General features: G+C 70.9%; 17 protein-coding genes. 10 read left to right on the forward strand and 7 right to left on the reverse strand.

The features are described from left to right. Positions 1–3: 3 nt before the first annotated feature. Positions 4–1,194, reverse strand: a complete 1,191-nt coding sequence (locus tag J4H92_RS10010; protein WP_208098048.1) for a sensor histidine kinase — start codon at positions 1,192–1,194, stop codon at positions 4–6. Positions 1,195–1,258: 64 nt separating this feature from the next. Next, positions 1,259–1,417, reverse strand: coding sequence for a hypothetical protein (locus J4H92_RS10015; RefSeq protein WP_208098049.1), 159 nt, complete (start codon positions 1,415–1,417; stop codon positions 1,259–1,261). Between J4H92_RS10015 and phoU the strand changes: the two genes are divergently transcribed. Genes phoU through rlmB form a run of 3 tightly spaced genes read left to right on the forward strand, consistent with a single transcriptional unit; the run spans position 1,416 to position 4,557 of the window. Continuing rightward, positions 1,416–2,057, forward strand: coding sequence for a phosphate signaling complex protein PhoU (gene phoU / locus J4H92_RS10020; protein ID WP_208098050.1), 642 nt, complete (start codon positions 1,416–1,418; stop codon positions 2,055–2,057). The two genes, J4H92_RS10015 and phoU, sit on opposite strands and share 2 nt — an antisense overlap. A gap of 41 nt (positions 2,058–2,098) precedes the next feature. Then, positions 2,099–3,559 (forward strand): cysteine--tRNA ligase, encoded by a 1,461-nt coding sequence (gene cysS / locus J4H92_RS10025; protein WP_208098051.1) that lies wholly within the window; start codon positions 2,099–2,101, stop codon positions 3,557–3,559. Continuing rightward, a complete protein-coding gene (gene rlmB / locus J4H92_RS10030; RefSeq protein ID WP_208098052.1) occupies positions 3,556–4,557 on the forward strand; it encodes a 23S rRNA (guanosine(2251)-2'-O)-methyltransferase RlmB in 1,002 nt (333 codons plus the stop codon). Before cysS ends, rlmB begins: the two co-directional genes overlap by 4 nt. 29 nt (positions 4,558–4,586) lie before the next feature. Here the strand turns inward: rlmB and J4H92_RS10035 are convergent, their stop codons facing one another. Then, positions 4,587–5,051, reverse strand: a complete 465-nt coding sequence (locus J4H92_RS10035) for an Rv3235 family protein (protein WP_208098053.1) — start codon at positions 5,049–5,051, stop codon at positions 4,587–4,589. 263 nt (positions 5,052–5,314) lie between these two features. Here J4H92_RS10035 and J4H92_RS10040 point away from each other — a divergent pair, with 263 nt between their 5' ends. Beyond that, entirely contained in the window at positions 5,315–6,850 is a 1,536-nt protein-coding gene (locus tag J4H92_RS10040) for a histidine kinase N-terminal domain-containing protein (RefSeq protein WP_208098054.1), read from the forward strand. 22 nt (positions 6,851–6,872) lie between these two features. Here J4H92_RS10040 and J4H92_RS10045 read toward each other — a convergent pair whose 3' ends face one another. Then, a complete protein-coding gene (locus tag J4H92_RS10045) occupies positions 6,873–7,295 on the reverse strand; it encodes a hypothetical protein (RefSeq protein ID WP_208098055.1) in 423 nt (140 codons plus the stop codon). Next, positions 7,292–8,947 carry a PspC domain-containing protein gene (locus J4H92_RS10050; RefSeq protein ID WP_208098056.1) on the reverse strand — a complete coding sequence of 552 codons (1,656 nt, stop codon included), beginning with the start codon at positions 8,945–8,947 and terminating at the stop codon, positions 7,292–7,294. Before J4H92_RS10050 ends, J4H92_RS10045 begins: the two co-directional genes overlap by 4 nt. A gap of 112 nt (positions 8,948–9,059) precedes the next feature. On the opposite strand from J4H92_RS10050, the gene J4H92_RS10055 reads away from it, so the two are divergent. Together J4H92_RS10055 and J4H92_RS10060 are read left to right on the forward strand one after the other, a co-directional pair. Then, positions 9,060–10,433 carry an ATP-binding protein gene (locus tag J4H92_RS10055; protein WP_208098057.1) on the forward strand — a complete coding sequence of 458 codons (1,374 nt, stop codon included), beginning with the start codon at positions 9,060–9,062 and terminating at the stop codon, positions 10,431–10,433. Positions 10,434–10,441: 8 nt separating this feature from the next. Next, positions 10,442–11,131 (forward strand): LuxR C-terminal-related transcriptional regulator, encoded by a 690-nt coding sequence (locus J4H92_RS10060; protein ID WP_208098058.1) that lies wholly within the window; start codon positions 10,442–10,444, stop codon positions 11,129–11,131. Between the two features lie 30 nt (positions 11,132–11,161). Here the strand turns inward: J4H92_RS10060 and J4H92_RS10065 are convergent, their stop codons facing one another. Further along, positions 11,162–12,637 (reverse strand): phospholipid carrier-dependent glycosyltransferase, encoded by a 1,476-nt coding sequence (locus tag J4H92_RS10065; protein WP_341783061.1) that lies wholly within the window; start codon positions 12,635–12,637, stop codon positions 11,162–11,164. A 39-nt stretch (positions 12,638–12,676) separates the two neighbouring features. On the opposite strand from J4H92_RS10065, the gene J4H92_RS10070 reads away from it, so the two are divergent. The 4 genes from J4H92_RS10070 to infB all read left to right on the forward strand — a co-directional run bounded on the left by J4H92_RS10070 (position 12,677) and on the right by infB (position 18,785). Continuing rightward, the gene (locus J4H92_RS10070; RefSeq protein WP_208098059.1) at positions 12,677–14,455 is read left to right on the forward strand and encodes a proline--tRNA ligase; all 1,779 of its coding nucleotides are present in this window, start codon (positions 12,677–12,679) and stop codon (positions 14,453–14,455) included. A gap of 111 nt (positions 14,456–14,566) precedes the next feature. Beyond that, positions 14,567–15,562: a transcription termination factor NusA gene (nusA, locus tag J4H92_RS10075; protein WP_208098060.1), complete on the forward strand. Its 996-nt coding sequence runs from the start codon at positions 14,567–14,569 to the stop codon at positions 15,560–15,562. Positions 15,563–15,728: 166 nt separating this feature from the next. Further along, positions 15,729–15,986, forward strand: coding sequence for a YlxR family protein (locus J4H92_RS10080; protein ID WP_208098061.1), 258 nt, complete (start codon positions 15,729–15,731; stop codon positions 15,984–15,986). 75 nt (positions 15,987–16,061) lie between these two features. After that, positions 16,062–18,785 (forward strand): translation initiation factor IF-2, encoded by a 2,724-nt coding sequence (gene infB, locus J4H92_RS10085; protein WP_208098062.1) that lies wholly within the window; start codon positions 16,062–16,064, stop codon positions 18,783–18,785. Positions 18,786–18,867: 82 nt separating this feature from the next. Here the strand turns inward: infB and J4H92_RS15640 are convergent, their stop codons facing one another. Beyond that, the gene (locus J4H92_RS15640; protein WP_208098063.1) at positions 18,868–19,521 is read right to left on the reverse strand and encodes a DUF805 domain-containing protein; all 654 of its coding nucleotides are present in this window, start codon (positions 19,519–19,521) and stop codon (positions 18,868–18,870) included. Positions 19,522–19,564 lie beyond the last annotated feature (43 nt).

Genomic DNA, 19,564 nt, shown 5'->3' on the forward strand with positions numbered 1-19,564 from the left:
CTTTCATCTGGTTGGTGCGCTGCTGCGCTTCTTCAAGCGCTTCTTCGGTTTGGCGTCTTTGACGCCGCTCCGCTCCTCGTAGAGGGGGAACGTGAGTGTGAAGGTGGATCCTACCCCCGGCTGGGACCATACGTCGATGTCGCCGCCGTGCGCCCACATCGTGTGCCGCGCGATCGAGAGACCGAGCCCCGTGCCGCCGATGTCGCGGCTGCGCGAGGGGTCGACCCGGTAGAACCGCTCGAAGATGCGGGGCAGATGCTCCGGTGCGATGCCCTCTCCCTGGTCCGAGACGGTGATCATGCAGTTGCGCTGGGCCACCTCGATGCCGATGCCGACGCGGCCCCCCTCCGAGGAGTGCCGGATCGCGTTGCTCAGCAGGTTGGCGATGACCGTTCCGATGAGCGCGGGGCGTCCCAGCGTCATCGCCTTGGCATCGTCCTCGTCCCTGGACTCGGTGAGGACGAGCTCGACGCCGTTCTGGGAGGCGAAGTCCCGGTGGGCCTCGACCTCGGTGCGCAGCACGGCTCGCAGGTGGATGGGCTCGCGGCTCTCCGGCTGCAGCGTGGATTGCGCCTCGGACAGCTGGATGATGTCCCGGGACAGTTCGCCCAGCCGCCGGGACTCCTTCTTCAGCTTCTTCGCGAAGCCGCTGACGATCTCCGGTTCGCCCGCGGCCTCGAGCACGGCTTCGCTGAGCAGGCCGATGGCGGCGATCGGGGTCTTCAGCTCATGGCTGACGTTCGCGATGAAATCCCGTCGCATAGCGTTCACCCGTTGTTCTTCTCCGAGGTCGTCGGCGAAGACCGCGAGGAACTTCTTCTGGAGGCGGACGATCCGCACCCGGACGGTCCGCTCGGGGGTCTCCGGGTCGGGCATGCGGGTGTCCGGGAAGCCGGTGGAGAGCACGCGTCTGGCGCGGGTGAGGAACTCTTCGTCGCGCAGTTCCTCGCCCGAGATGCGAGGGTTCTCCCGGGCGGCCGGATTCGCGTAGACCGGTGTGAGCGCGGCGTCCAGGATCACCGCGAAGCCGTCGAGCTCGTTCATCAGCTCGACGGCGACCTCGGGGAGTTCCGGGTGCAGCGCCTCGGTCCTCCTCCTGCCGGCGGCCCGGGCGGCGAAGACCGCCCAAGCGCCGAGAACGCCGGCGATGACTCCCAGGCCCACGGAGCTGAGAACGAGTGCGGTCTGGGTCATGATCTCTATCGTAGGGTGGCCGGTCAGCGCGCACTCAGAGTTCAACTGCTGTTCACCTTTGCGCCTAGTATCGTTTACGGATCTGGGCGACACTGGAGAGGCTGCGGAAAATGCGACCGTTGCCTGTCGTGCTGCTCGCACCGCGAGCGCCACGGCGGTCGAGTTCTCCGACGCCCTGATCTGCACATCCGATAACCAGAAGAAAATTGGAGTTCTCCTTCATGCGCGAAGTGTTTCAGCAGGAGCTGCGCGAGGTCCAGGATCGGTTGGTTCAGATCGCCGAACGCGTAGAGTCCACGATTCAGAAGGCCGTGACGGCATTCGGTTCCAGCGACGTCGCGCTCGCCGAGCAGGTGATCGACGGTTCGGCTGAGGTGGACGAGCTCGCCAGCGGACTTGATGAGCTCACGATCGATATTCTGGCCCGGCAGCAGCCGGTGGCCAGCGATCTGCGCCTGACCGTCAGCGCGCTGCGCATCAGCTCCTCGCTCGAGCGGATGTCGGATCTGGCCGAGCACATCGCCCAGCTCGCCCGCTACCGCTACCCCGAGAGCGCGATCCCGCAGGGCCTCCGCAAGACCTTCTCCAAGATGGGCGATATCGACATCAAGATGGCGTCGAAGCTGGTGGCGCTGCTGCGCGAGCAGGATCCTCAGCTGATCGAGGAGATCCGCGATCTCGACGACGCGCTCGACGAGCTGCACGTCAAGGTCTTCGAGAAGGTGCTGAGCGAGAAGATCAACGCCGACACCACCGGTGTGGTCGACGCGACGCTGGCGAGCCGCTATCACGAGCGGTTCGGCGATCACGCGGTGCACATCACCAAGCAGATCAACTACCTGCTCAGCGGCGACGTCCAGTAGCCTGCGGGGAGGGCGCCGTCGGGGCCGGTAGGCTTGGCCGCGTGAAGCAACGGATCTACGACTCGCGACGCCAGGAGGCGGTCGTGTTCGAGCCCAGGCGGTCCGGCGAGGTCGGCATGTACGTCTGCGGTCCGACCGTCCAGTCCGCGCCCCATATCGGACACCTGCGCAGCGCGCTGGTGTACGACCAGATCCGACGCTGGCTGACCGTCACCGGGCACCGCGTGACGTTGATCCGCAACGTCACGGATATCGACGACAAGATCCTCGACAACGCGCGGATCGCCCAGGAGGCCGGCGGCGACGAGGAATGGTGGGCGCTCGCCTATCGCGTCGAGCGGGACTTCACGGCCGCGTACGAGGCGATCGGGGTCCTCCCGCCGAGCTATGAGCCCCGGGCGACGGCCAACATCGACGGCATGATCTCGTTGATCGAGCGGCTGATCGAGCGCGGGCACGCCTACCTGGCCGCGGACGGATCCGCGAGCGTCTACTTCGACACCGCGAGCTGGCCGGCGTACGGCGCGCTCACCCGGCAGCGCCGGGAGCAGATGGAGGCCGCGGCCGACTCCGACCCGGCGACCGGAGCCGGCAAACGGGATCCTCGCGATTTCGCGCTCTGGAAGGCGCATCGCGCGCAGGAGCCCGATAGCGCGTCCTGGGACGCCCCGTGGGGGAGAGGCCGGCCGGGCTGGCACATCGAGTGCTCGGCGATGGCGACCCGCTACCTGGGCGAGGAGTTCGACATCCACGGCGGGGGCATCGACCTCCGCTTCCCCCATCACGAGAACGAGCTCGCGCAGTCGAGCGCGGCCGGGCAGCCCTTCGCGCGGCTCTGGATCCATAACGGACTGGTGAACACCGGCGGTCAGAAGATGTCGAAGTCGCTCGGCAACTCGCTGTTCGCGGCCGATCTGCTCGCCGAGGCCAGGCCGATCGTCCTGCGCTACTTCCTCGGCTCCGCGCACTATCGCTCCGTGCTCGAGTTCAGCCCCGACTCGCTCGCCGAGGCCGAGACGGCGTTCGCGCGGATCGAGGGGTTCGTCGCGCGCGCGAGCGAGATGATCGGCGCTTCCTCCGACGAGGACGCCGCGCCCGCGCGGCTCGAGGATCTCCCGGAGGCGTTCGTCGAGGCCATGCTCGACGACTTCGCGGTCCCCCAGGCGCTCGCCGTCCTGCATACCACCGTCCGCGAGGGCAACTCCGCGCTCGCGGATGCGGAGGGCGGGGATCCCGGGCGGCTGGCGGATCTCCTGAGCCAGGTGGTCCAGATGCTGCGCGTCCTCGGACTCGACCCGCGCGACCCCGCCTGGGGGCGCGGCGCCGAATCCGGGGCGGAGGCCGCGGCGCTCGATGCGCTGGTGACCGGTCTCCTCCGGGAGCGGCGCGAGGCCCGTGCAGCCAGGGACTTCGCGACGGGCGACGCGATCCGCAACCGTTTGCAGGCCTCCGGCGTCCTCATCGAGGACGGCCCGGACGAGACCCGATGGAGTATCGCATGAGCAGCAAGAAGCCCCGCCCCGGCGCGGTGCGCAAGAAGAGCCGCGGAAAAGCCGTCGGTTCGGGAGGGCAGGGGCGCCAGGCCCTTGAAGGGCGCGGTCCGACGCCGAAGGCCGAGGACCGCCCCTACCACCCCGCGGGCAAGGCGAAGGCGGCGCGGGAGCGGCTCGAGGCGGCGCGCAGTCGGCACGGGCGCACCGAACCCGCCCGGGGCGGAGGCGCCGGCGGGCGGGGGGCCCGCAAGAAGAGCGATGACGCCGAGTTCGTCACCGGCAGGAACGCCGTGCTCGAGGCGCTGCGCACGCGCATCCCCGCGACCGCGCTCTACATCGCCGCCAAGATCGAGATCGACGACCGGATGCGCGAGATCCTCGGGATCGCCACCGGGCGGGGGGTTCCCGTGCTCGAGGTGATGCGTCCGGAGCTCGACCGCATGACGGCGCGCGACACGGTTCATCAGGGTGTGCTGCTCAAGGTCCCGCCCTACGAGTACGCCCACCCGATCGAACTGCTCGACGAGGTCGAGCGGCGGGGCGGCACCCCGCTGTTCATCGCACTCGACGGTGTGACCGATCCGCGGAATCTCGGGGCGATCATCCGCTCGACGGCCGCCTTCGGCGGGCACGGGGTGATCGTCCCCCAGCGCCGTTCCGTCGGCGTCAACTCGGCGGCCTGGAAGACGTCCGCCGGGGCGGCGGCCCGCACCCCGGTCGCCATGGCCTCGAACCTGACCCAGACGATCAAGGCGCTGAAGGAGCGAGGACTCTTCGTCGTCGGACTCGACGGCGACGGAGAGGTCTCGCTGCCCGGCCTGGATCTGGCGGACCGTCCGCTCGTCCTCGTCGTCGGCAGTGAGGGAAAGGGGCTGTCGCGCCTGGTCTCCGAGACCTGCGATGCGATCGCCTCGATCCCGATATCCTCGGCCGCCGAGTCGTTGAACGCCGGCATCGCGGGCGGGATCGCGCTGTACGAGGTGGCGCGCCGTCGTGCGGAGCGCTGACGGGCCGGCGACTCGGACGCCTCCCCGCCTCAGAGCACCGTGATGTCGCTCGCGCGCCAGTGCCGGTGCACCCACTCGAGCCGCAGCGCCACGGCGTGGGCCCGCTTCCCCGTGCGCAGCACGACCGCGGCCTCCACGACCTCCTCCCGCGGGCGGTCGCATCGCACGCTCGAGGCGCGGGGCACCTCGCGGCGTTCGTCCCGATAGACGCGCTGCCGCTCGAGCCGCACCGCGCGCAGGCGGGTCAGCTCGCGGGCCAGCCCGACCGAGATGAGCGAGCCGAGCTGAGCGATGGTGCGGCTGCCCTCCAGCACTTCGAACGCGTGCACGGCGAGAGCCCGGATGAAGCCCGGGCTGGGGTCGGGGATGCTGCCGTCGTTGCAGTCGCTCGGCGCCGGCAGCGGGGGAACCGCTATCAGCGTGGGCGTTCGCGCATCCCGACCGGTGTCACGGGGGCTGAGCCCCGCGGGCTGTCTGGCCGCTGCGATGGACATATCGAACTCCTCTCGGTGATTCCGAGCGTCGCGGCGAGCTGTACCCCTGTTCAGCTTTCCCCCATACGACATCACCGTTGATGCTCGACCGTTGTGTGTGGATTCTCACGATAGGCGGGCGCGATTGATGGCTGTCAAGAACCTTGCGCACCCTGTGCGAGAACGCGCGGGCCCGGAACCCCTTGTGCGGGGCACCGTGCGCGATACCGGGCGGAGCATCGAACGCACCCGGAGCGGGCGTTCAGGAGCACTAGGCTGAAGCGGTGTCTACTTTGCGCAATCTCGCGACCCGGTACTCCAAGCTGAGCGAGGACGAGTTGAGCTGGCTCGAGTTGCTCACACTCGACTGGCCCCTGCTCGCCGATCTCGCGCTCGGCGACGTGGTCCTCTGGGCGCCGACCACCGACGGCACCTACATCGCCGTCGCCCACAGCCGTCCGGCCGGCGCCGTGACCCTGTTCTACCGCGACGTGATCGGCGACTTCCTGCGCCCGGACTGGCGCGACGTGGTCGACGAGGCGATGCTGACGGGAGGCCCGGTCGATTCGAAGGCCCCGGCCTGGTACGAGGAGGCCGCGATGCGGCTCACCGCGTTCGCGGTGAGCCGACGCGAGGACGGCGGAGGAGGGGACACCTCGAGGAACACCGATACCGGGGTGATCTTCGGCGGCAAGCAGACGGCGCCCTTCGCGGTGCTGACCGTGCACACCAGCGCCGCAGACACGCAGGGAGCCTCGCGGATGGGCGCGGCCTTCCGGGAGGTCGCGGCGGACCTCTTCGGCATGATCAAGGAGGGCCAGTTCCCCTCGCCCGGCAGCATGCGCGGGCGCGAACGCGGCGCGCCGCGCGCGGCGGACGGGCTCGTCCGGGTCGACCCCGAGGGCATCGCCACCTTCGCCAGCCCGAACACCCAGACGACGTTCACGATGCTGGGCTACCGGGACGAGCTCGAGGGCGACAGCTTTCCCGATGTGGTCGGCGAGCTCGTGAAGGGGCAGTTCGACACCAACGAGTCCCTGCCGCTCATCGCGCAGGGCAAGGTCGCGCGGCGAGCCGACATCGAGGTGAACCGGCGGACCGTCGCACTGCGCTCCATCCCGGTCATCCGGGAGGGGCTCAGGATCGGCGGGATCGTGCTCACCCGCGATGTCACCGAGCTGCGACAGCAGGCGCAGGAGCTCATCACCAAGGACGCGACGATCCGCGAGATCCACCACCGCGTGAAGAACAACCTGCAGACGGTGGCCTCGCTCCTGCGCGTGCAGGCCCGTCGGGCGCGCAGCGAAGAGGCCAAGCAGGTGCTCGGTCAGGCCATGCGCCGCGTCGCGGCCATCGCGGTGGTGCACGACACGCTCTCGACCGGGCTGTCGCAGATCGTCGACTTCGATCTGGTGTTCGACCGGGTTCTGGGTCTCGCAGCCGAGGTCGCCAGCCTGCACGGCACGACGGTGCACCCCCGCAGGGAGGGGCGCTTCGGAGAGCTGCCGAGCGAGTACGCGACGCCGCTCGCGCTCGCGCTCACCGAGATCGTGACGAACGCGGTGGAGCACGGCCTGGCCGGTCGCGAGGGAGAGGTGTTCATCACCGCAGATCGCAGCGAGGAGCGCCTGGCCGTCGAGGTCATCGACACCGGAACGGGTCTCCCCGGCGGCACGGTGGGCGACGGTCTCGGCACGCAGATCGTGCGCACCCTCGTCGAGGGCGAGCTCGGCGGCTCGATCACCTGGGGCCCCGACGCGCGCGGCGGCACGAGAGTGGCGATCAACGTGCCGCTGCGATGGATCCTCGTCTCGGAGTGAGCGTCCGCGGCGCCGCGGCGCCTCAGCGGCGGTTGCGCACGAGCACCGCGATGCCGACGAGCAGCAGCAGGGCGCCGAGCCCGAGCGCGCACGCGATGACGAACGCGACCGGGTCGACGCTGCCGGGCGCGAGCGTCTGCGCGGCGACATAGGCGCAGAACGCCAGGATGATGGCTCCCCAGACGATGGGCCCGGTTCTGGTACGGCGACCCTCGTGAGGGGCGACCTCCGCGGCCTCCCGGCGCGAGGGTGCGCCGTTCGGCTCCGCGGCCGGGGGAGCGGGCGGCTCGGGGGGCTCGGGCAGTGTCGCGGCATCCGGTCCCGGCGCGGCGGATGCCCCGAGCGGGGTGGTCTCCGGGGCCTGCGCGAGTTCCTCCGCCTCAGCGGTCGGAACGGTATCCGGATCTGTACGGTCGTCGGTGCTCGGACGTTCTTCGTTGCTCATTGCAGTCTCTCCAGCTCTTGCTCCAACTCGTCGAGGCGCTCCTCGTACTCACGGATCCGCTCCTCGCGATCTTCCTGTTCGACGGTGCGCTCCTCCTCGAGTTCCTGGCGCATCCGCTCGATCTCGGCGCTGCGCTCGCTCTCGACGTCCGAGCCGCCGCCGCCGTCCAGACGGACGTTGCCGCCCAGCAGACGGATGCGCACCTGCGTGACCTCCGCGTTCTCCGGGTTCTCCGCGCCGGAGGCGAAGCTGTTCGACAGGAAGATGCCGCGCTGCCTCGGCTCCTCCGGATCGTCCCGCCGATCGGTGATGTTGCCGGCGAGCAGGTTCACCTGCACGCGCACCGGATGGGAGGCGGGCAGTCTCACCGTGACGTTGCCGGCGAGCACCCAGACGTCGACCTCGCGCGCCTCGGCCGTGCCGTCGAGATCGGCGAGGTCGACGGTCGCGTTGCCCGCGATCAACGCCGTGGCGCTGTCCGATCCGTCCGCGGAGGCGGGGATGGAGATATTGCCGAACGGTACGAACCGCGTGTCCTCGGGCAGGAAGACGGTGAACGGCGCGAAGATCAGAGCGATCACCCCGGCGAAGGAGAGGAAGCCCAGCCAGCCGGTCCGGCGTCCGCGAACGCCCGCGACGATCAGCGAGACCGCGAGCACCGCTACGGCGGCCAGCAGGCCGGCGGTCATCACCGTGCCGCCGTCGGTCGGCAGCGAGAACGCCCAGAGCGCGGCGCTCCCCGCGGCGAGCAGCGCGAGCGCGAGCGTGATGACCAGGTGCGCGGAGCCGAGCGCGGTGCGCTCGTGGTGCTCTTCGGCCCGCTGCCCCCACTCCTCGGCCTGCTGCCCCCATTCCTCGGCCCGCTCCTCCCACTGGCGGCCCCATTCAGCCGTGCCCTGCTCGCCGGTGCGCATCCCGGCATCTGCGCCCCATTCCTCGGCCCCGCGTCCTGCCGGTGCCGCCCAGGCCGACTCTCCGGCGCCGGCAGGCGGAGCCCCGTAGCCGTTCGGGCGCGCCGCCGAGCCGTGCGCCCCGTCGGGGGAAGCCGCCGCCCGATCGGCTGCGGAGGAGCGGGTCGCCCCGCCGCGGCTCACCACCCAGACGATGAACCAGATGATGAGGCCCGAGATCGTCACCCACCAGAGCACCGTCAGGACGACGCCGATCCAGCCGGGCAGACCGACGCCTCCGGCCCCCCAGCCGTCCCAGAGACCCCAGTTCCACGGTCCGCCGAGGGTCGCGGCGAGCAGATTGACGATCACCGGGATGACCAGGATCGCCGCGATGACGATCACCGTGATGGTCATCCCGGTGGAGCCTCGCCCCCGGAACAGCTCCTCCGCGTGGATGCGACCGCTCCGATCGGGCAGCAGCACCCAGCCGGCGAGATAGAGCAGCACGCCCACACCCGTGACGAGCGCCAGCACGACGAAGACGCCGCGCACGATGAGCGGGTCTATGCCGGCCTTCGCCGCGATCCCGCCCGCGACGCCCGTGAACCAGCGGTCCTCGCCGCGCACGATGCCCAGGCCGCGCAGCCAGGCGAAGAAGCGGTCGAGGATCGGGGGCGGGCCGGGCGCGGGGCCGGGAGGGGTCCCCGCGCCCGCATCCGAGCCCTGCGAGGAGTCGTCCGGGGGAGTCGTTTCGTTCATGCTTCGAGTCTGACCCGTCCACCGCCGGGAGGCCATCGGGGTTCCCCCTGAACGAACCCTGATCCTCACCCCGACCGTGCGGAATGCCGGTGACGGGTGCTTGGATGGGGGTATGACCGCCCCACCGCAGCGAGAGTCCGAGGCCGTTCGCTTCCGCACGGCCCTGACCCGCAGCCGCGACGACCGGATGCTCGCCGGAGTGTGCGCGGGGCTCGCCGCGCACCTCGGTCTGCCGGTCCTCTGGCTGCGAGCGGGGATGCTCGCACTGACGTTCTTCGGCGGCGCCGGAACCCTGTTCTACCTCTGGTTGTGGATCACGGCGCCCCTGGATTCCGAGGGGCTCCCGCGCGACGTCGAGACGGTGCCGCTGCGTCGCGCCCTCACCAAACCGGCCGCGCCCGCGGAGGCGACGGGCCGCCGGGGCGGAACCCCGGCGGCCGACCTCGCGCCCGGCCCCGCTCGGCCGCGCGGGGAGGCGGCGCCCGGTCGTGCGCGCTGGCCGGTCGCCGAGCTGCTCCTGGGCGGGGCGCTGCTCGTCGCCGGCGCGGGGCTCCTCCTCGCGCAGCTCGGGGTGCGACTCGACCTCGGCGTCCTCATGCCCGGCCTGGTCGTGCTGGTCGGCGTGGGGCTCGCCTGGTGGCAGATCGCCGACCGCGACCGCCCCGAGCGGCACCAGCTGCCGCGCGTGCTCGGCGCGCTGGCCCTGGTCGCCGTCGGCATCCTCATGTTCTTCGTCACAGCGAGGCAGCCGAGCGCCCTGACGGTCATCGCCGCCGCCGTCGCAGTGCTCGCCGGCGTCGCGCTGTCGCTCGCCCCCTGGCTGCTCCGTCTGAATCGCGAGCTCATCGCGGAGCGGGCGGGTCGCGCCAGGGAGGCGGAGCGCGCCGAGATCGCCGCGCACCTGCACGACTCGGTGCTGCAGACCCTCGCGGCGATCCAGCAGCGCTCGGAGCCCGGCAGCGACGTGGCGCGGCTCGCCCGCGGGCAGGAGCGGGAGCTCCGCGAGTGGCTCTTCCGCGCGGCCGACGGCGCCGTCCCGGCCCCCCGGGAGGGCTTCGAGGCCGCGCTCAAGAGCCACGCCGCGGCGCTCGAAGCGGAGCATCCGGTGCGCTTCGAGATCGTCGCGGTCGGAGGGGACCCCGGGCCCGCCCCGGCCGGAGCCCCGATCGGCATTCCCGCCGAAGCCCTCCTCGGGGCGGCCAGGGAGGCGATGCTGAACGCGGCCCGGCACGCCGGCGGCGACGTCACCGTCTACATCGAGTCCGCCACCGACGCCGTGTCGGTCGATGTCACCGATCGCGGGCCGGGCATCAGGATCGACGCGATACCGGACGGTCGGATGGGGGTGCGCGAGTCGATTCTCGGGCGGATGGAACGCGCCGGCGGCTCGGCCCGGTTCGTACCCGGACCGGGGGGCGCCGGCACCTCCGTGCGCCTGTCGGTGCCGCGGAGACCGGTGGCCGACGGCGAGGGGGCGGAGCGGTGAGGGAGCGCATGAGCGGGGTCGAGGAGGGAGACGCCGTGGATGGCGTCGTACGGGTGGTGATCGTCGACGACCATCAGATCTTCCGCACGGGGCTGCGCGCCGCGCTCGGACCGGAGATCGAGGTCGTCGGAGAGGCGGCGACCGTCGACGAGGCGATCGGCGAGATAGTGAGGAGCCGGCCCGAAGTGGTGCTGCTCGACGTTCACCTGCCAGGCGGCTCGGGCGGCGGCGGCGCCGAGGTCCTGCAGCGGCTCGCCGGCGTGCAGCGGGCGGCCGAGACCAGGTTCCTCGCGCTCAGCGTGTCGGACGCCGCGGACGATGTCGTCCGCGTGATCCGCGCGGGTGCCCGCGGATACCTGACCAAGACCGCCTCGGGCGCCGAGGTGAGCACCGCGATCGTGCGCGTGCACGACGGCGACGCGGTGTTCTCCCCGCGCCTCGCCGGATTCGTCCTCGACTCCTTCGGCGCCGGCGCGGGGGAGATCGCCGCCGCGGACGACGAACTCGACCGGCTCTCCGCGCGGGAGCAGGAGGTGATGCGCATGATCGCCCGGGGCTACGCCTACAAGGAGGTCGCCGCCGAGCTCTTCCTCTCGGTGAAAACGGTCGAGACGCACGTGTCGAACGTGCTGCGCAAGCTGCAGCTCTCGAACCGCCACGAGCTCACGGCGTGGGCGCTCAGCCGGCGCCTGCTCTGAGACCCTCCCGGCGCAGGGGCGGGATCGGTGCTACCGCCAGCCCGGCAGCCAGAAGTGCGCCCGCCAGAACCACTCCGGCACCGGCGCGCCCGACCAGAAGGGGAAGAAGAGCAGGCCCATGGCCAGAGCCGCGGAGAGGATCATCGCCGCCGAGATCCGACGCCCCCGGACCGACGCCGGCGAGGGATCCAGCCCCATGCCCGTGCCGGCCAGCAGCCCCGAGGGTCCGAGACCGGGCGCGGGCAGCGCCGCGAGGCTCGTCAGCACGAGCGCGAACGCGAGCGCGGCGAACGGGGTGAGCGCTACGGCGTAGAACTGGAAGACGGCCGAACGTCCGAACGAGAGCAGCCACGGCACCCAGCCCGACAGATACCCGGTCAGCACGAAGGCCGAGACCCAGACCGTCGGGTGGAGCAGCGGTGCGAGCGCTCCGCCGCGCACCGCGCGCCAGAGCGCTCGCACCGCGATCCAGAGCAGGATGCCGAGCGCCAGCACCCCGCCCCAGGTGACGACCGGGTTCGGCAGCGAGGCGATGGAGGAGACGGCGCCCGAGTCGAGGCGTTCGAAGTGCATCCCGGTCGGCCTGAGCCCGAGGGGCCAGGTGAGGGGGTGGGCCTGATAGGGGTGCTCGGCCGTGAGCGTACTGTGCCACTGCAGCGTGCGGACGTGCCACTCCCAGAGCCCGGTCCACCAGGGCGAGTCCCCCTCCTGCCGGGTCGCGATCCAGCCCCACCAGCTCGCGAGGTAGGCGATCATCGCGGTCGGCAGCGTGATCGCGGCCAGGCCGAGCGCTCTGCGCAGCGCGCCCAGGAGCGAGCGCCACGACCGCGAGCCGCGCAGGCTCAGCAGGAGGTCGCGCGCCGCGAGGAGCGTGAGGAACGCCGCGAACGGGTAGAGTCCGGACCATTTGATCGCCGTCGCCGCCCCGAAAGCGAGCCCGGCCGCCAGCAGCCAGGGCCAGCGGTGCGGTGCGCGCCGGGCCGTCCCCGGCACGCCGCCGAGCGCGCCCCGCCAGAGGAGCAGCGCGCCGAGCGCGACGAACAGCGTCAGGAACCCGTCGAGCAGCCCGACTCTGCTGAGCGCGACGTGCACGCCGTCGACCGCGAGCACCAGTCCGGCGACGGCGGAGACCCACAGGCTGCGCGTCATCAGCCAGCCCAGCCGCATCGTCACCGCGACCGTCGCGACGCCGGCGAGCGCCGCCGCGATCCGCCAGCCCCACCCGCCATCCGGTCCGAGCAGCAGGATGCCGAGGCCGATCAGCCATTTGCCGAGCGGCGGGTGGGCGATCGTGCTCGGTGCGTCTCCGAAGGCGCCGGGATCGCCGAACGCCGGATCGTCGTCGGGCCAGACGGTCGGCACCCCGTGGGCGAGCTGGCTGATCGCGTCGCGCACGTAGTAGAGCTCGTCGAAGACGAGCTCGCCCGGCCGGGCGAGATCCCACAGGCGCAGCAGCGCGGCCAGGCCGAGCACCGCCGCCGTCACCGCTGTCGCCCGAGTCGCCACGGCACTAGCCTATTGGCCCGCGAGCACTACGATGGAGGGGTGCCTACTCGCCTCTCGAACTACTTCCTGAAGACGCTGCGCGAAGACCCCGCCGATGCGGAGGTCGCGAGCCACAAGCTTCTCGTCCGCGCCGGATACATCCGGCGCCAGGCCCCGGGGGTGTTCTCCTGGTTGCCGCTCGGGCTCCGGGTGAAGGCGAGGCTCGAGCAGATCATCCGCGACGAGATGACGGCGGCCGGGGCTCACGAGGTCCACTTCCCCGCGCTGCTCCCGCGCGAGCCCTACGAGGCCTCGGGGCGCTGGGAGGAGTACGGCGAGGCGCTCTTCCGGCTGCAGGATCGGCACGGGGCCGACTACCTGCTCGCGCCCACGCACGAGGAAGTCTTCACCCTGATGGTGAAGGACATCGTGAGCTCCTACAAGGATCTGCCGCTCACGATCTATCAGATCCAGGACAAGTACCGCGACGAGGCCCGCCCCCGCGCCGGTCTGCTGCGCGGCCGCGAGTTCACGATGAAGGACGCCTACTCCTTCGACGTCTCGGACGAGGGGCTCGAGGCCAGCTATCAGGCGCAGCGGGACGCGTACGAGCGCATCTTCGGCCGGCTGGGACTCGACTACGAGATCGTCTCGGCCGACGCCGGCGCGATGGGGGGCTCCAAGAGCGAGGAGTTCCTCCTGCCCACGCCGATCGGCGAGGACACCTTCGTGCGGTCGGCCGGCGGCTACTCCGCGAACGTCGAGGCCTACACGACGCCCGCTCCCGAGGCGCTGCCGCTCGAGGGGCTCCCCGCGGCGCTCGTCTTCGACTCTCCCGGGACGCCGACCATCGAGACGCTCGTGGCGCACACGAACGCGGTCCTGCCGAGGACGGACGGGCGTGCGTGGGCCGCCGCCGACACGCTCAAGAACGTCGTCCTGGCGATCACCCCGATCGCCGGGGAGCAGGCCGGGCAGCGCTCCCTCGTGGTCGTCGGGATCCCCGGTGATCGCGATGCCGATCTCAAGCGGGCGGAGGTCGCCTTCGCCGGCGCCGAGGTCGAACCGGCCACGCCCGAGGATTTCGCGAAGCACCCCGGTCTGACGAAGGGCTACATCGGCCCCGGCACCTCGGACGCTCCGGTGCTCGGCGCGGAGAGTTCCACGGGGATCCCCTTCCTCCTCGATCCCCGAGTGGTGCCCGGCACCTCCTGGGTGACCGGGGCCAACGAGCACGAGAAGCACGTCGCCCATCTGGTCGCGGGGCGGGACTTCGTCGCCGATGGTGTCGCGGACATCGCCACGGTGCGGGACGGCGACCCCGCGCCGGACGGCTCGGGTCCGGTCACGATCGAGCGCGGCATGGAGATCGGCCACGTGTTCCAGCTCGGCCGCAAGTACGCGGAGGCGCTGGGACTCAGAGTCCTCGACGAGCAGGGCAAGCTCGTGACCGTGACGATGGGATCGTACGGCATCGGAGTCACCAGGATCCTGGCCGTTCTGGCCGAGCTGCACCACGACGACCGCGGGCTCGTGTGGCCCCGGTCGATCGCGCCCTTCGACGTGCACGTCGTGGCCACCGGCAAGGACCCGTCGATCCACGAGACCGCGGAGGCGCTCGTCGCCGAGCTCGACGCTGCGGGACTCGAGGTGCTCTTCGACGACCGGCCGAAAGTGTCGCCGGGGGTGAAGTTCGGTGACGCCGAGCTGCTCGGCGTCCCCCGCGTGGTCGTGGTCGGGCGCGATGCTGCGGACGGTTTCGCCGAGGTGTGGGATCGCGCCGCGGGGACCAAGGAGAAGGTGGCGCTCGACGCGGTGCTCGGCGAGGTCCGGGGCTGAGAGTCGCGCCCGTCTCGCGCTCGCGCGCATCGCATGGCCGCTATCGGTCGGGTGGGGTATCCTGAGTAGCTGATCCGCCGTGCGGTGACATCTGAATAAAGGAGGCCCATCGTGAAGATCGATCTCGCCATGCTGCGCGGACTGGAGCGTGAGAAGGACATCCCCTTCGAGGAGCTGGCAGCCATCATCGAGCAGGCCATCCACTCGGCGTATCTCAAGCACGAGGTCAACATCGGGAATCAGGAGCCCGCCGAGGACGAGGTCCGCGTCCTTCTCGATCGGAAATCCGGCGAGATCAGCGTCCTCGTGCCGGAGCGCAACGACGCGGGCGAGGTGATCGGAGAGGCTCACGCGGACACCGCCGAGTTCGGCCGCATCGGCGCCTCCGCCGCGAAGCAGGTGATCAACCAGCGGCTGCGAGACCTCAGCGACGACGCGGTGCTCGGCCAGTTCAAGGACAAGGAGGGGCACATCGTCTCCGGCATCGTGCAGCAGGGACCCAATCCCCGCATCGTGCACATCGACCTGGGCGAGCTCGAGGCGATCCTCCCCCCGGAAGAGCAGGCGCCCGGCGAGGAGTACCCGCACGGCGCACGGCTCCGCGTGTACATCACGAGCGTCTCCAAGGGACTCAAGGGCCCCCAGATCGTGGTCTCCCGCACGCATCCCGGGCTCGTCCGGCGTCTCTTCGAGCTGGAGGTGCCCGAGCTGTCGGCTGGAGCGGTCGAGATCGTCTCCCTCGCGCGCGAGGCGGGGCACCGCACCAAGGTCGCCGTGCGGGCCACGCAACCGGGCATCAACGCCAAGGGGACCTGCATCGGGGAGATGGGGCGGCGCGTCCGCGCGGTCATGAGCGAGTTGGGCGAGGAGAAGATCGACATCGTCGACTACTCGCCCGAGCTGCCGAAGTTCGTCGCGAATGCGCTGTCCCCCGCGAAGGTCTCGGACGTGTTCATGCTCAACGAGCAGCTCAAGCAGGTGCGCGCGCTGGTGCCGGACTTCCAGCTCTCCCTCGCGATCGGCAAGGAGGGGCAGAACGCCCGTCTCGCCGCCAAGCTGACGGGCGCGAAGATCGACATCCAGCCGGACTCGATCATGAGTGATTGAGTCGGATGTCGGTCTTCGCGCCTCCCGCGCTTTCGTCGGAGAGCACAGTTCGGGAGGACCTTCGGGGGCGAAAACCTCAGCCCGACGCGCAATCTCAGCCCGACGCGCGTGTCGCTCGGGGCGTCTCCGGTCCGTACGTGCGTGCGGGGTGTGAGATCCTGGTAGGATGGATTCGCTTCGGACATGCGTGGCGTGCCGCCGACGTGCGGCACGCGACGAACTGCTCCGGGTGGTGTTGAGCGGTCATCGGCTGATTCCTGATGACCGGGCTGCGCTTCCCGGGCGCGGCGCCTGGGTCCATCCCACGCCGAAATGTCTGAAACAGGCGGTTTCGCGTGGAGTTTTCGCGCGTGCACTGCGAGCGTCGGGTCGACTCGACGCAGGCCCTTTAGAGAACAGGCTAGAAACGCTCATGGACAACTGATGAACGGCTCGAAATGAGACCCGTCCGATAACCCAAGGTTCTCGCCTGTCTGGCGTGAACCCAGACAGGAGAAAAGTGGCAAACCCACGCGTACACGAGATCGCTTCAGAGCTCGGTGTGGACAGCAAGGTCGTCCTGGCCAAGCTGAAGGAGATGGGCGAGTTCGTCAAGGCGAGCTCGTCGGCGGTCGCGCCCCCGGTGGCGCGCAAGGTCAAGGCCGCGCTGAAGGACGAGGGCGTCGCCGCCGGCGAGACCGCGTCCGGCACGCCGAGCCCCGGGGGCGCGAAGCCCGCCGGTCCCAAGCCGGGCCCCGCGAGGCCCGCGGCCAAGCCCGCGGCGCCCGGCGCAGCGACCACCGGGCCGTCCGAACGCCCCGCTCCCACGCCGGGGCAGCCGGCTGCTCCGGCGAAGTCCGCCGATCCGGCTGCGCCCGCGGCGCCCGGCGCCAAGCCGGCGGAGCCCGAAGCGCCGAAGCCCCCGTCGGGTGCGGCCAAGCCGGGGGCTCCGAAGCCCGCGCCGGCGAAGGCTCCCGCGCCCAAGCCGGGAGGACCGCGTCCGGGCAACAACCCGTTCGCGAGCAGTCAGGGCATGGGCATTCCTCGCCCGCCGCGTCCGGGCAACAACCCGTTCGCACCGAGCCAGGGCATGGGGCGTCGTCCCAATCCCGGCAACATCCCCCGTCCCGCCCCGCGCCCGCAGGGCGCCGGTGCCGGTGCCGGCCGCCCCGGCGGTGGTCGTCCCGGCGGAGGCCGCCCCGGCGGCGCCGGCGGTGGTCGTCCGGGCGCGCCCGGAGCCGGAGGAGCACCCGGCGGCCCGCGTCCGAGCGGTGGGTTCGCCGGTCGGGGTCGCGGCGGCCGCGGTGCCGGCACGGCTGGCGCCTTCGGTCGCGGCGGCGGCAAGAGCAAGGCGCGCAAGTCGAAGCGGGCGAAGCGGCAGGAATTCGAGATGCGGGAGGCGCCGTCGATCGGCGGCGTCAGCATCCCGCGCGGCGACGGCTCCACTCAGATCCGTCTGCGCCGCGGCGCCTCGCTCTCGGACTTCGCCGACAAGATCGACACCAGCGCGTCGAACCTGGTGACCGTGCTGTTCCATCTCGGCGAGATGGCGACGGCGACCGAGTCGCTCGACGAGGCGACCTTCGAGATCCTCGGCGACGAGCTGGGGTACAAGATCCAGATCGTCTCGCCGGAGGACGAGGACCGCGAGCTGCTCGAGGGCTTCGACATCGACATCGAGGGCGAGCTGGAGGACGAGGGCGACGACGTGCTCGAGCCGCGGCCGCCGGTCGTGACCGTGATGGGCCACGTGGATCACGGCAAGACCCGGCTGCTCGACGCGATCCGCAAGGCGAACGTCGGAGGCGGCGAGGCCGGCGGCATCACGCAGCACATCGGCGCGTACCAGGTGCACACCGAGCACGAGGGCATCGACCGTGCGCTGACCTTCATCGACACCCCGGGTCACGAGGCGTTCACCGCCATGCGCGCCCGAGGCGCTCAGGTGACCGACATCGCGATCCTGGTGGTCGCGGCAGACGACGGCATCATGCCCCAGACGATCGAGGCGCTGAACCACGCGCAGTCGGCGAACGTGCCGATCGTGGTCGCGGTGAACAAGATCGACAAGGAGGGCGCGAACCCGCAGAAGGTGCGCCAGCAGCTCACCGAGTTCGGCCTCGTCGCGGAGGAGTACGGCGGCGACGTGCTGTTCGTCGACGTGTCGGCGAAGAACAACGTCGGCATCACCGAGCTGCTCGACGCCGTGCTGCTGACCGCCGACGCGGGCCTCGACCTGCGGGCGAACCCCGAGAAGCACGCTCGCGGCGTGGCGATCGAGGCGAAGCTCGACAAGGGTCGCGGCGCGGTCGCGACGGTGCTGATCCAGTCGGGCACACTCCGCGTGGGCGACGCGATCGTCGCGGGAACCGCTTACGGGCGCGTGCGCGCGATGAGCGATGAGAACGGCGACGCGGTCGACGAGGCGCTGCCCTCGCGCCCCGTGCTGGTGCAGGGTCTGTCGACCGTGCCGCGCGCCGGCGACAACTTCATCGTCACGGCCGAGGATCGCACCGCTCGCCAGATCGCCGAGAAGCGCGAGGCCGCCGAGCGCAACGCGCAGCTGGCGAAGGCGCGCAAGCGGATCAGCCTCGAGGACTTCACCAAGGCGCTGGAGGACGGAAAGGTCGAGTCGCTCAACCTCATCATCAAGGGCGACGTCTCGGGTGCCGTGGAGGCGCTGGAGGAGTCGCTGATGAAGATCGAGGTGGACGACTCGGTGCAGCTGCGCATCCTGCATCGCGGTGTCGGCGCGATCACCGCGAGCGACGTCGATCTCGCCACGATCGACAACGCCATCGTGATCGGCTTCAACGTGCGCCCGGACGTCAAGGCGCGCGAGCGCGCCGCGCGCGAGGGCATCGACATCCGCTTCTACAACGTCATCTACAACGCGCTCGAGGACATCGAGAACTCGCTCACGGGCATGCTCAAGCCCGAGTACGAGGAGGTGCAGTCGGGGGTCGCGGAGATCCGCGAGATCTTCCGCTCCTCGAAGATCGGCAACATCGCCGGTGTGCTCGTGCGCAGCGGGACGATCACGCGGAACGCGAAGGCGCGCGTCATCCGGGAGGGCGTCGTGATCGCCGACAACCTGGCGATCGAGTCGCTGCGGCGGTTCAAGGATGACGTCACCGAGGTCAAGACCGATTTCGAGTGCGGCATCGGTCTCGGCAAGTACAACGACATCCAGATCGGCGACGAGATCGAGACCACGGAGCTGGTCGAGAAGCCGCGCGGATGATCGAGCCGGGCTGCGCGTGGCGGATGTCGCGCGCAGCCCGCGCCCGGTGAGCGCCGGTGACCTCTGATGAGCCCCGGTGAACTCAGCGGATCGGTCGATCGAAGCGGCGGCCCTCCACGCGGGGCGGCAGGATCGTGAACACGAGCACGACGAGCCCGCCGAGGTACGGGACGAGGTTGAGCAGGTAGAGCGGACCGGCGAGGTTCGCGTCGTGCAGGCGTCGCCAGCCGATGGAGATCCAGGGAATGATCGAGCCCAGGAGGAGCACGAGCGTGATGAAGCCGAAGACGACGGAGATGACGTCGCCTCCGGCGGATCTCGAATAGGGCGAAGCCGCCTCGCTCAGACCGCTGGCGATTCCGCCGGTGATGCCGACGATCAGGAACACGACCCAGAAGATCAGGACCATCCACCAGAACTCGCTGCGCGAGGCGCGGCCGCTGAAGTTGACGTAGTTCCGGAAGAACCGGGTGAGGGCCTGGGCGGGGTTCGCGCCGTAGAGCGGTCGGTGCAGCTGACTCGCGTCCGCCGCGCCGTCGAAGGGCTCGCCCGGACCGGGCCGGGTCCCGGGCGGGACCTGATAGGCGTACTGCGGCGGCGGCGCGTACTGGGGCGGCGGCGCGTACCGATACTCCGGCGGAGGCGCATACCTGGGCTGCTGCGGAGCGGCGCTCTCCTCCGGAGCGGCCCCCTCCTGCGGGGCGGCCGGATCATCGGGCTGCGGCGGGTGGGTCACGGGATCCTCCAATCGGCGCCGGAGCACGGGTGCGCTCCCCGGC

Source organism: Leucobacter weissii, assembly GCF_017565745.1.
GTDB classification, from domain to species: Bacteria; Actinomycetota; Actinomycetes; order Actinomycetales; family Microbacteriaceae; genus Leucobacter; species Leucobacter weissii.